This is a genomic window from Streptomyces sp. SID12488, from assembly GCF_010548275.1.
Taxonomy (GTDB): domain Bacteria; phylum Actinomycetota; class Actinomycetes; order Streptomycetales; family Streptomycetaceae; genus Streptomyces.
This window is the reverse complement of record NZ_JAAGLT010000001.1, coordinates 435,425-447,904: the sequence shown is the minus strand read 5'-3', so window position 1 is coordinate 447,904 and position 12,480 is coordinate 435,425. Positions and strand designations below refer to the sequence as shown.

General features: G+C 70.1%; 7 protein-coding genes. All 7 read left to right on the top strand.

Annotated features, from left to right (window positions below):
* Positions 1 to 9: 9 nt before the first annotated feature.
* The 7 genes from G3I56_RS02030 (at position 10) to G3I56_RS02000 (ending at position 12,311) form a co-directional block, all read left to right on the top strand.
* A complete protein-coding gene (locus tag G3I56_RS02030; RefSeq protein ID WP_164406773.1) occupies positions 10 to 1,122 on the top strand; it encodes a glycine betaine/L-proline ABC transporter ATP-binding protein in 1,113 nt (370 codons plus the stop codon).
* A complete protein-coding gene (locus tag G3I56_RS02025) occupies positions 1,119 to 3,140 on the top strand; it encodes an ABC transporter permease subunit (RefSeq protein ID WP_164406772.1) in 2,022 nt (673 codons plus the stop codon). Before G3I56_RS02030 ends, G3I56_RS02025 begins: the two co-directional genes overlap by 4 nt.
* A 14-nt stretch (positions 3,141 to 3,154) precedes the next feature.
* The gene (locus tag G3I56_RS02020; protein WP_164406771.1) at positions 3,155 to 4,132 is read left to right on the top strand and encodes an ABC transporter substrate-binding protein; all 978 of its coding nucleotides are present in this window, start codon (positions 3,155 to 3,157) and stop codon (positions 4,130 to 4,132) included.
* Between the two features lie 267 nt (positions 4,133 to 4,399).
* Positions 4,400 to 6,847 carry an FAD-dependent oxidoreductase gene (locus G3I56_RS02015; RefSeq protein WP_164406769.1) on the top strand — a complete coding sequence of 816 codons (2,448 nt, stop codon included), beginning with the start codon at positions 4,400 to 4,402 and terminating at the stop codon, positions 6,845 to 6,847.
* Between the two features lie 165 nt (positions 6,848 to 7,012).
* Entirely contained in the window at positions 7,013 to 8,245 is a 1,233-nt protein-coding gene (locus tag G3I56_RS02010; protein ID WP_164406768.1) for a sarcosine oxidase subunit beta family protein, read from the top strand.
* A 24-nt stretch (positions 8,246 to 8,269) separates the two neighbouring features.
* Positions 8,270 to 11,647 (top strand): sarcosine oxidase subunit delta family protein, encoded by a 3,378-nt coding sequence (locus G3I56_RS02005; protein WP_164406767.1) that lies wholly within the window; start codon positions 8,270 to 8,272, stop codon positions 11,645 to 11,647.
* The gene (locus G3I56_RS02000) at positions 11,640 to 12,311 is read left to right on the top strand and encodes a sarcosine oxidase subunit gamma family protein (protein ID WP_164406766.1); all 672 of its coding nucleotides are present in this window, start codon (positions 11,640 to 11,642) and stop codon (positions 12,309 to 12,311) included. Before G3I56_RS02005 ends, G3I56_RS02000 begins: the two co-directional genes overlap by 8 nt.
* The last annotated feature ends 169 nt before the right edge of the window (positions 12,312 to 12,480 follow it).

Genomic DNA, 12,480 nt, shown 5'->3' with positions numbered 1-12,480 from the left:
AGGTCGATCGTGACCCCAGTACAGACCGAGGTGCCGCAGCGGCGCGGCACGCCCCAGGACTCGGACGGCACGCCGGTCATCTCCGTGCGCGGCCTGTGGAAGGTGTTCGGGCCGAAGGCCGAGAGGGTGCCCGAATCGGAGGAGCTGTGCGGGCTCACCCGGCGCGAGCTGATGGACCGTACGGGATGCACCGCCGCCGTACGCGACATCGACTTCGACGTGGCGCCCGGTGAGGTGTTCGTCGTCATGGGTCTGTCGGGTTCCGGCAAGTCGACCCTGGTGCGATGTCTCACCCGGCTGATCGAACCCACCGCCGGTGAGATCGTCTTCGAGGGCGAGAACATCCGCGACGCCGACGACAAGCGGCTGCGCGAGCTGCGCCGCCAGAAGTTCTCCATGGTCTTCCAGCACTTCGGGCTGCTTCCGCACCGGCGGGTCGTCGACAACGTCTCCTTCGGGCTCGAGATACGCGGGATGGGCCGGGCCGAACGCATGAAGCGGGCCCTGGAGGTCGTCGAGCTCGTCGGCCTCTCCGGGTACGAGAACTCCTACCCCGACCAGCTCTCCGGCGGAATGCAGCAACGCGTGGGCCTGGCAAGGGCGTTGGCGGGAGATCCGGAGGTCCTTCTCTTCGACGAGCCGTTCTCCGCGCTCGACCCGCTGATCCGCCGGGACATGCAGAACGAGGTCATCCGGCTGCACCACGAGGTCGGAAAGACGATGGTGTTCATCACCCACGACCTCTCCGAGGCGCTCAAACTGGGCGACCGCATCCTCATCATGCGCGACGGCAAGATGGTCCAGTGCGGCACCGGGGACGAGCTGGTGGGCGCTCCCGCCGACGACTACGTACGTGAGTTCGTGAAGGACGTGCCGCGCGCCGACGTCCTCACCCTGCGCTGGATCATGCGCCCGGCGGTGGACGGCGACGCCCTCGACGGTCCCGAGCTGGGGCCGGACGTCGTCGTACGGGAAGCCACCCGGGCCGTTCTGGCCGCCGAGAAGCCGGTCAAGGTCGTCGAGAACGGCAAGCTGCTCGGCATCGTCGGCGACGAGGAGATCCTCGCGGTCGTCGCCGGGCAGGAAGTCGCCGGACAGGGACAGGAAGGCGGCGCGCGATGACCGTCGCCATGGAGAAACCCCCGACACCGGAGGCACCCGGGCCGGAGGATGCGGTGCCCGAGGCCGCCGCGCCCGTCGCCGCCGTACGCCGGGTCAGCCGACGCATGGTGGTCGGGGCGATCCTGGTCGTCTGGCTGGTGCTGTTCGCCGTACTGCGCGGCACGAACACCCTCACCCTCGCGGCGGCGGACCTCACCGACCTGCACCGGTGGCTGAACGACGTCTACGACTCGATCGGCGCCAACCGCAACTCCAGCCCGCTCTTCCTCTACTTCTTCAACGAGATCCGCCTGGTCATCGACAACCTGGCGACCTTCGTCCAGCATCTGATCTCCCAGCCGTCCGACTCGAGGCCGCTGCCGCAGATCGGGTGGCTCGGGGTCGTCGGGATCGCCGGGTTCGTGTCGTGGACCGTGGGCAACTGGCGGGTGGCGCTGCTGACCGTGGCCGGGTTCGTGTTCTTCGGGCTGCAGGGGCTGTGGCAGGAGAGCATGGACACGCTCGCCCTGACGCTGACGGCGGTGCTCGTGGCGCTGCTGTTCGCGATTCCGCTGGGTGTGTGCGTGGGGCTGTCCGACCGGTTCAACAAGGTCATGACGCCCGTTCTGGACTTCATGCAGACGATGCCCACCTTCGTCTACCTCGCCCCGCTGACCCTGTTCTTTCTCATCGGCGGCGCCTCCGCGACCATCGCCACCGTCGTCTACGCGGCCCCGCCGGCGATCCGCATCACCGCGCACGCCATCCGGTCCGTGCCGGAGACGACGGTCGAGGCGGCCGACTCGCTGGGCGCGACCCGCTGGCAGTCGCTGCTGAAGGTCCTGCTGCCGATGTCGAAGCGGACCGTGGTGATGGGCGTCAACCAGACCATCATGGCCGCCCTCGCCATGGTGACCATCGCCGCCCTGATCGACGCGCCCGGCCTCGGCAAGACCGTCATCCAGGCCCTGCAGTCGCTCGACGTGGGTACGGCCTTCAACGCGGGCCTCGCCATCGTCGTGATGGCCATCGTCCTCGACCGGGTCACGACCGCGGCGAGCGTCCGCGAGGAGGCGGCCCGGCGTTCGGGCGGCCGACTCCTCGCCAGGCGACGGCAGTTGGTGGTGGCGGGAGCGGCCGTCGCCGCCGTCCTCGTCTACCTGTCGCACACCTACGTGTGGGCGGCGGAGTTCCCCGGCGAGGGCAGTGTCGGCAACGCCGTCGCGAGCGGCGCCGACACCGCGAGCACGTGGGTGCAGGACAACCTGTCGGCCCTCACCAACGCCTTCCGGGACGCCCTCACCAACGGACTGCTCAACCCGTTCCAGACCCTGCTCACCGACTCGCCCTGGTGGCTCGTCGGCGCGGTCCTGGTCGGGCTCGGCACGGTGCTCGGCGGCTGGAAGTCCGGGGTCACCACAGCGGTGTGCGTCGGCCTGCTGGTCGCCACCGGAGTCTGGTCGGACAGCATGACGACACTGGCGTCCACGCTCGTCGCCACGGTCATGACGATGCTGCTGGCCGTCGTCGTCGGCGTGTGGATGGGGCGCAGCCCGATCGCCGACCGGCTGATCCGGCCCACCCTCGACGCGGCGCAGGTCATGCCGCCGTTCGTCTACCTCGTACCGTTCCTCGCGCTGTTCGGCGCGACCCGCTTCACGGCGATCGTCGCCGCCATCGTCTACGCGGCGCCCGTCGCCATGAAGATCATCGCGGACGGGATACGGACCGTGCCCGCGACCACCGTGGAAGCGGCCACCTCCGCCGGGTGCAACACCTGGCAGATCATCACCAAGGTCCAGCTGCCGATGGCACGCGGAGCCCTGACCCTGGCCACCAACCAGGGTCTGATCTACGTGCTGTCGATGGTTGTTGTGGGCGGCCTGGTAGGCGCGGGCGCCCTCGGCTACGACGTCGTGGCCGGCTTCTCGCAGGGGCAGCTGTACGGGAAGGGGCTGGCGGCGGGGCTGGCCATCGTCCTTCTCGGAGTCATGTTCGACCGGATCACTCAGGCAGCGGCGCGGCGTAGCAGCGCGTAAGGAGCTAACCCACCATGGCAAGGCAAGCAACAAAGTGGAGAGTCGGCGCGGCCGGCACAGCCGTCCTCGCCCTCACCCTCACCGCCTGCGGCGGCGCGAAGGTAGGCGACGACTCCGCGGGCTCCAACTCCTCCGGGTCCTCCGCGAAGTGCGGCACCTTCAACCTCGCGGTCAACCCCTGGGTCGGCTACGAGGCGAACGCGGCGGTCGTCGCGTACGTCGCGGAAAAGGACCTCGGGTGCAAGGTCACCAAGAAGGACCTGAAGGAGGAGATCGCCTGGCAGGGCTTCGGGACGGGCGAGGTCGACGCCGTCATCGAGAACTGGGGTCACGACGACCTGAAGAAGAAGTACATCACCGACCAGAAGACCGCCGTCGAGGTCGGCCCGACCGGCAACGAAGGCCTGATCGGCTGGTACCTGCCGCCGTGGCTGGCCAAGGCGCACCCGGACATCACCGACTGGAAGAACCTGAACAAGTACGCGGCCAAGTTCAAGACTTCCGAGTCGGGCGGCAAGGGCCAGCTCCTCGACGGCGACCCGTCGTTCGTCACCAGCGACGAGTCGCTGGTGAAGAACCTGAAGCTGGACTTCAAGGTGGTGTACGCGGGCAGTGAGACCGCGCTCATCCAGGCCTTCCGCAAGGCGGAGAAGAACAAGGAATGGGTGATCGGGTACTTCTACGAGCCCCAGTGGTTCATGTCCGAGGTGCCCCTGGTCAAGGTCAAGCTGCCCGAGTACAAGGCGGGTTGCGACGCCGACGCGGAGAAGGTCGCCTGCGACTACCCCGTGTACAAGCTCGACAAGATCGTCAGCGCGAAGTTCGCCAAGTCGGGCAGCCCCGCCTATGACCTGGTCAAGAACTTCACCTGGACGAACGACGACCAGAACACCGTGGCCAAGTACATAGCCGAGGACAAGATGACCCCCGAGGCGGCGGCGAAGAAGTGGGTCGACGCCAACAAGGCGAAGGTGGACGCCTGGATCAAGTAGCACCTGGATCAAGCAGCACCTGGTCCCGCCTGGATCCCGTCGAGTACGACCGCCCGGTGGGCGGTGTGCGTTCACGCACACCGCCCACCGGGCGTCGCCGTGTTCAGGGCCGTTTCGCAGCCGGTGCTCCGGCCGGTTCTCCGACTCCCGGACCCTCTTGACACCCACCTGTGCGGCAGGCACATTGAGTTGCGCAACCTGAGTCATGTTGCGTAGCAAGCAACTGACACTGAGGGCCTGGACTGGTTTTCAACCGGAGGTGCGGCGATGGCGGGACCCCGAGTGGTCATCATCGGAGCGGGCGTCGTCGGCGCGGCACTCGCGGACGAGATCTCCGCGCGAGGCTGGACCGAAGTGACCGTGGTCGACCAGGGCCCGCTGCCCGCCACCGGGGGCTCGTCGTCGCACGCCCCGGGGCTGGTCTTCCAGACGAACTCGTCCAAGACGATGACCGAGCTGGCCCGCTACACCGTCGAGAAGTTCTGCTCCCTGGACGTCGACGGCCAGCCCTGCTTCCTCCAGGTCGGCGGCCTCGAAGTGGCCACCACCCCCGAGCGCCTCACCGAACTGCACCGCCGCCACGGCTGGATCACCGCCTGGGGCATCGAGTCCCGCCTGCTGACCGCCGACGAGTGCGCGGAGCAGCACCCGCTGCTGAACCGCGACCGGGTCCTGGGCGGCCTTCTGGTCCCCACGGACGGCCTGGCGAAAGCGGTCCTCGCAGTCGAAGCCCAGATCCGCCGGGCCACCGAACGAGGCGTGACCTTCCTGCCCCGCCACGAGGTGCTGGACGTCCAGCAGACCGACGGCCGGGTCACGGGCGTCCTCACCTCCGAGGGCGAGATCCCGGCCGACATCGTCGTGTGCTGCGCCGGCATCTGGGGCCCGAAGATCGCCCGGATGGCCGGCCTCGACCTCCCCCTCACCCCCCTGGCCCACCAACTGGCCTGGACCGGCCCGGTCCCCGCCCTCGCCGGCCAGACGGAGGAGGCGGTCCGCCCGATCCTGCGCCACCAGGACGCCGACCTCTACTACCGCGACCGCTTCGACGCCATCGGCATCGGCTACTACGGCCACCGCCCGATGCCGATCTCGGCCGACGACATCCTCTCCTTCGACGAGGCGGACACGGCCGGAGGAATGCCCTCGGTGCTGAAGTTCACCGAGGACGACTTCGCGGACGCCTGGACGGAGACGCAGTCACTGCTCCCCGCCACGAAGGAAGCGAAGGTCGAGGAGGGCATCAACGGGCTGTTCTCCTTCACCACCGACAACTTCCCGCTCCTCGGCGAGTCCCAGGACGTCAAGGGCTTCTGGGTCGCCGAGGCGGTGTGGGTCACCCACTCGGCGGGCGTCGGCCGGGCGATGGCCGAGCTGCTGGTCGACGGCTACTGCTCCTCCTTCGACCTGCACGAGTGCGACCTCAACCGCTTCGAGCCGCACCAGCTGTCCCCGGAGTACGTCCTGGCCCGCGACTGCCAGAACTTCGTGGAGGTCTACGACATCCTCCACCCCCTCCAGCCGTCCGGGCACCCGCGCCCGATCCGCACCAGCCCCTTCCACACCCGCCAGCGGGAACTGGGCGCCTTCTTCCTGGAGGCGAACGGCTGGGAACGCCCGCAGTGGTACGAGGCCAACGCGCCCCTGGTGGAAGGCCGTTCCGTCCCCACCCCGAACGACTGGGCGGCGCAGTACTGGTCGCCGATCGTCGGCGCCGAGGCCCAGGCGACCCGCGAGACGGTCGCGATGTACGACATGACGGCCCTGAAGCGCCTGGAGGTGACGGGCCCGGGTGCCGCCGACTTCCTGGAGGGCCTCACCACCAGCAAGGTCGCCAAGTCGGTCGGCTCGGTGACGTACACCCTGCTCCTGGACCACGACGGCGGCATCCGCAGCGACGTCACCGTGGCCCGCCTCGGCCGCGACCTCTTCCAGGTCGGCGCCAACGGCAACCTCGACCTCGACTGGTTCACCCGACACCTCCCGGCCGACGGCACGGTCCAGGTCCGCGACATCACCCCGGGCACGTGCTGTGTCGGCCTGTGGGGCCCGCTGGCCCGCAAGGTCCTCCAGCCCCTGACGGACGCGGACTTCTCGGCCGACGGCCTCAAGTACTTCCGCGCCAAGCGCGCCTACATCGGCAGTGTCCCGGTCACGGCGATGCGCCTGTCGTACGTCGGCGAACTCGGCTGGGAGCTGTACACCACCGCCGACCAGGGCCAGAAACTCTGGGACACCCTCTGGCAGGCCGCGCAGCCCCTGGGCGGCATCGCGGCGGGCCGCGGCGCCTTCAACAGCCTCCGCCTCGAGAAGGGTTACCGCTCCTTCGGCACCGACATGACGTACGAGCACGACCCGTACGAGGCAGGCGTCGGCTTCGCCGTGAAGCTCGACAAGGGCGACTTCATCGGCAAGGCGGCACTGGAACGCCGTAAGGCGGAGGTACGCCGGAAGCTCACCTGCCTGACGATCGAGGACCCGCGGTCGGTGGTGATGGGCAAGGAACCGGTGTACGAGGGCGACCGGGCTGTGGGCTATGTGACGAGCGCCGCCTACGGCTACACGATCGGCAAGGGCATCGCGTACGCCTGGCTGCCGGCCGAACTGGCCACCCCCGGAACGACGTTGCACATCGGCTACTTCGACCGGCGTGTGGAGGCCGTGGTCGCCGAGGAGCCCTTGTTCGACCCGACGATGTCCCGCCTCCGTGGGTAGGCGCTCCGCTGGAGGCGCGGCGTGGGGTTGTCGGTCCGCTGCGGCGCCGTCGTGGCTGGTCGCGCAGTTCCCCGCGCCCCTTTGGGGCGCTGCCCAGCAGCACCCGGCTTCGCCGGTCCCGCTCAGGGCCCCCGGCCCACTCACCGCAGAAGACGGAGACGTGTGATGAGCCCCCGTACCCCCGGCGCCGAACTGCCGGAGCACCCCGACTGGTTGTGGCGTACGCCCGAGCCGAAGCGCTCGTACGACGTGATCGTCGTGGGCGGCGGCGGACACGGCCTCGCCACCGCCCACTACCTGGCGAAGAACCACGGCATCACCAACGTCGCCGTGCTGGAGAAGGGGTGGCTGGCGGGCGGCAACATGGCCCGCAACACCACGATCATCCGCTCCAACTACCTGTGGGACGAGAGCGCGGGCATCTACGAACACGCCCTGAAGCTGTGGGAGGGCCTGGAGGAGGAGCTGGACTACCCCATCCTCTTCTCCCAGCGCGGCGTGCTGAACCTGGCCCACAGCCTCCAGGACGTCCGCGACAGCGTGCGCCGGGTGGAGGCCAACCGCCTCAACGGCGTGGACGCGGAGTGGCTCGACGCGGACCAGGTCAAAGAGGTCTGCCCGATCGTCAACATCTCGCCGGACGTGCGCTATCCGGTGCTGGGCGGCACCTACCAGCCGCGCGCGGGCATCGCGAAGCACGACCACGTGGCCTGGGGCCTGGCCCGCTCGGCGGACGCGGCGGGCATCGACATCATCCAGAACTGCGAAGTGACCGGCCTGGACGTGGTCGGCGGCAGGGTGGTCGGAGTACAGACGACCCTGGGCCCGATAGCGGCGGGCAAGGTGGCCCTGTGTTCGGCGGGCCACACCTCGGTCCTGGCGGCGATGGCGGGCATCGAACTCCCGCTCCAGAGCCACCCGTTGCAGGCGCTCGTCAGCGAGTTGCTGGAGCCCGTGCACCCGACGGTGGTGATGTCCAACGCGGTCCACGTGTACGTCAGCCAGGCGCACAAGGGCGAGTTGGTGATGGGCGCGGGCATCGACTCGTACAACTCGTACACGCAGCGCGGCGCGTTCCACATCATCGAGGAACAGATGTCGGCGGCCCTGGAACTCTTCCCGGTCTTCGCGCGGGCCCATGTGCTGCGTACGTGGGGAGGCATCGTGGACGTGAGCCCCGACGCCTCACCCATCGTCGGCCTCACTCCGGTCGACAATCTCTACCTCAACTGCGGCTGGGGGACCGGCGGCTTCAAGGCCACCCCGGGTGTCGGCTGGGTCTACGCCCACACGATCGCCCACGACACACCCCACCCGCTCAACGCCCCCTTCTCGCTCGACCGTTTCACCACCGGCGCGCTCGTCGACGAGCACGGCGCCGCCGCCGTGGCCCACTAGGGACCCTCAAGGGAGCCGAACGACATGCTGCTCATCCCCTGCCCGTGGTGCGGGCCCCGCGACGAGGCCGAGTTCCACTACGGCGGCCAGGCACATGTGCCGTACCCGGAGAACCCGTCGGCCCTCACCGACGAGGAGTGGGCCCGGTACCTGTTCTTCCGCGACAACCCGAAGGGCCCCTTCGCCGAACGCTGGAACCACGGCTCGGGCTGCCGGCGCTGGTTCAACGCGGTACGGGACACGGGAACGAACGAGATCCTGGCGGTGTACCGGGTGGGCGAGGAGCGCCCGGCGATCGAGGAGGCGAGGCGCGCGCAAACCTCCCAGCCCCGGCCTGGATCCCCTGTCTCCCCGGCTGCTTTCGAGCCCCGGCCGGCACCCTCAGCTCCTTCGGCAACTGTTGAGCCCCGGCCGGCATTCTCAGCCCGTCCGGCGATTGAGGACGAGGCCCCTTCAGGGCCGACCGGGGGCCTGGGGGCAGAGCCCCCAGAACTTTCGGGAAGGGGTGGGGTGGGGGATGATTCCCAGCCGTTCAGACACCCCACCCGCGGCCGAATCAACAGGAACACCCCCCTCACCTTCACCTTCGACGGCACCGAACACCAGGGCTACGAAGGCGACACCCTCGCCTCCGCCCTCCTCGCCAACGGCATCATCCAAACAGGCACCAGCATCAAACTCGGCCGCCCCCGAGGCATCTTCTCCGCCGGCGTCGAGGAACCCAACGCCGTCATCCAGATCGAGGCCCCGTTCCCCGAACCGATGCTCCCCGCCACCACGGTCGAGCTGTACGACGGCCTGGCGGCAACCAGCCTCCCCGGCCAGGGCCGCCTCGCCACCACCCCCGACCCCGCCCGCTACGACGCCGTACACGCCCACTGCGACCTGCTGATCGTCGGCGCGGGCCCCGCAGGCCTCGCAGCCGCAGCGGCAGCCGCCCGCACCGGCGCCCGGGTCATCCTCGCCGACGACCGCCCGGAGCCCGGCGGCAGCCTCCTGGGCACGGCCGAACACCTCGACTGGGTGGCGGAGACCGCGGGCCTCCTGGAAGCTGCCCCCGACGTACGGGTCCTCCCCCGCACCACGGTTTTCGGCTACTACGACGACAACCATCTCCTCGCCGTCGAACGCCGCACCAACCACCTTGGTGCGGCAGCCCCTGAGAACGTCTCCCGCGAACGCGTCTGGCGCATCCGCGCCCGCCGCGTCGTCCTCGCCACCGGCGCCCACGAACGCTCGCTGGCCTTCGCGGACAACGACCGCCCCGGAGTGATGCTGGCCGCCTCGGCGCGTACGTACGTGAACCGCCACGGCGTCATGCCCGGCCGCAGGGCGGTCGTGTTCACCACGAACGACAGCGCGTACGCGGCGGCACTGGACCTCACCGCGGCGGGTGTGGACGTGTCGGCGATCGTCGACACCCGCCCCTACCCGGGGGAGTGGGCCGAGCGCGCGAGGGCGGCCGGTATCGAGGTGCTGGCCGGACACGCAGTCGTAGGCACGGAAGGCGGCACGGACAGCGCCACGGAGGGCGGCTTCCAGGGTGACTCGCGCCTGACCGCCGTAACAGTCGCCCCCTACGAAGGAGAGCCCACAGAGGCCGGAGCAACCAGAGGCCAGCGGGAGTTCCCCGCCGACCTCCTCCTCGTCTCCGGCGGCTGGAACCCGGTGGCGCAGCTGTTCAGCCAGGCCGGCGGCAAGCTCCGCTACGACGACGCGCTCGGCGCCTTCGTCCCCGACACCTGCCGGCAGCTGGTCGAGGTCGCGGGCAGCGCGGCCGGCGCCATGGACCTGCCCTCGGTTCTCGCCCAGGGCGTGGGCGCGGCCTCCCGCGCGATCGAGGCGGAGGGCTACACACCCGAGGCCCCCCGCCTCCCCGCCCCCGACCCGGCCGCACAACCCCACACACCGCCCATGCACGTGTACGCCATCCCCGACGCGTCCGACACCCGGTCCTTCGTCGACCTCCAGCGTGACGTCAGCGTGGACGATCTGGCGCGCGCCACCGGCGCCGGAATGCGCTCGGTGGAGCACACCAAGCGCTACACGACGGCGGGCACCGCCAACGACCAGGGCAAGACGTCCGGCCTCCTGGCCAGCGGAATCGTTGCCGCGCTGCTAGGCGTCGACATCTCGGCGCTCGGCACGACCACGTTCCGGCCGCCGTACACCCCCGTCTCCTTCGCCACCCTCGCGGGCCGCGACCGGGGCGCGCTGCACGACCCGATCCGGACGACCGCCCTGCACGCCTGGCATGTCGGGCAGGGCGCGCTGTTCGAGAACGTCGGCCAGTGGAAGCGCCCCTGGTACTACCCGCAGGCCGGCGAGGACATGGAGGCGGCCGTCCTGCGTGAATGCGCCGCCGCCCGCGACAGCGTGGCCTTCATGGACGCCTCCACCCTCGGCAAGATCGACGTACAGGGCCCGGACGCGGGCGTCTTCCTCGACCTGCTCTACACCAACATGATGAGCACCCTGAAGGTCGGCATGATCCGCTACGGCGTGATGTGCCGCCCGGACGGAATGATCTTCGACGACGGAACCGTCATCCGCCTCGCCCCGGACCGTTTCCTGGTCACCACGACGACGGGCAACGCCGCCGCCGTACTGGACTGGATGGAGGAGTGGTCCCAGACCGAGTGGCCGGACCTGCGCGTCCACTGCACGTCCGTCACCGAACAATGGGCCACGGTGGCCCTCGTCGGCCCGCGCTCCCGGGACGTCCTCGGTTCCCTGGCGCCCCAACTGGCCGTGGACAACGCGGACTTCCCCTTCATGGCCTGGCGCGAGACCCCCGTCGCGGGCATTGACGCACGGGTGTGCCGGATCAGCTTCTCCGGCGAACTCGCCTACGAGATCAACGTGTCCCCGTGGGAGGCCCGCGCCCTGTGGGAGGCCCTGTACGAGGCCGGCGCCCCGTTCGGCATCACGCCCTACGGCACGGAGACCATGCACGTCCTGCGCGCCGAGAAGGGCTACCCGATCATCGGCCAGGACACCGACGGCACCGTAACTCCCCAGGATCTCGGCATGAGTTGGGTGGTGTCGAAGAAGAAGCCCGACTTCATCGGCAAGCGGTCCTACGCCCGTGCCGACGCCGTCCGTCCCGACCGCAAGCACCTGGTCGGCCTGCTCCCGGACGACCCCGGCGCCTTCCTCCCCGAGGGCACCCAGCTCGTCGCCGACAGTGAGCTGCCCGCGCCGCCCGTCCCGATGCTCGGCCATGTCACCTCCAGCTACCGCAGCGCCGCCCTGGGCCGGACCTTCGCGCTCGCCCTGATCAAGGGCGGCCGGGAACGCGTCGGGACACGGCTGTACGCCCCCGTGGGCGACCGGCTGGTGCCGGTGACCGTCGCGAGCCCCGTCCTCTTCGACCCCGAAGGAGCCCGCCGAGATGGCTGACACCACCACCCTGAGCGCCGCTCCGCCGCATGGCGCTCCGTCCCCCTTGTCCTCCCGGCCCTCCGTGCCCGCCCTGTCGCCGGTGTCTCCGCTGGCACACGAGGCCGGCCGCCTGGCCGCCGCCACCCGCACCTCCGGGGGCGCGGTCCGGCTGGCCGAACTCCCCTTCCTCACCCAGCTGGACGTGCGCCTCGACTCCAAGGGAGCGGCGGCGGACGCCATCGGCCTCGCGCTGGACCTCCCGCTGCCGCTGGCCCCCAACACCGTCGTACGCGCGGGGGAGTTGATCGCCCTGTGGCTGGGCCCGGACGAGTGGCTGCTCGTGGGCCCGCCCGGCAGTGAACAAGACCTGGAGAGCCGTATCAGGGCGGCGGCGGGGGAGGAGCCGGTGTCCGTCATCGACGTCTCCGCCCAGCGCACCACGCTCCTCATCACGGGCCCCCGCGCTCGCGACCTGCTGGCCCACGGCTGCGCCCTGGACCTCCACCCGCGGGCCTTCGGACCCGGCCGCTGCGCCCAGACGACCCTGGGCCGCACCCAGGTGGTGCTGGTCGCCCGGGACGAGCCCAGGGCCGGCTTCTGGGTACTGGTCCGCTCCTCCTTCGCCGGCTATCTGACGGACTGGCTGCTGGACGCGGCTACGGAGTACATCGTGACGGAGTAGACGCCGGCGATCCGGGATCCGGGAGCGGGATCCGGGCGGGAAACACCTCGGCAGGCCCGGCTGGGCGGACAGTTCGCCCAGCCGGGCCTGCCGTCGTATGGACGTCCGGGCCGGGCCTGTCCTAGGGTGCGTGGTGCACGCAGCAAGCGCTTTCTAGTTGTGCTCTCCT

Excerpts from the sequence above, each read along its gene's own strand:
- G3I56_RS02000 (WP_164406766.1), top strand. The coding sequence starts at position 11,640 with ATGGCTGACACCACCACCCTGAGCGCCGCTCCGCCGCATGGCGCTCCG.
- G3I56_RS02020 (WP_164406771.1), top strand. The coding sequence starts at position 3,155 with ATGGCAAGGCAAGCAACAAAGTGGAGAGTCGGCGCGGCCGGCACAGCC.
- G3I56_RS02015 (WP_164406769.1), top strand. The coding sequence starts at position 4,400 with ATGGCGGGACCCCGAGTGGTCATCATCGGAGCGGGCGTCGTCGGCGCG.
- G3I56_RS02005 (WP_164406767.1), top strand. The coding sequence starts at position 8,270 with ATGCTGCTCATCCCCTGCCCGTGGTGCGGGCCCCGCGACGAGGCCGAG.
- G3I56_RS02025 (WP_164406772.1), top strand. The coding sequence starts at position 1,119 with ATGACCGTCGCCATGGAGAAACCCCCGACACCGGAGGCACCCGGGCCG.
- G3I56_RS02010 (WP_164406768.1), top strand. The coding sequence starts at position 7,013 with ATGAGCCCCCGTACCCCCGGCGCCGAACTGCCGGAGCACCCCGACTGG.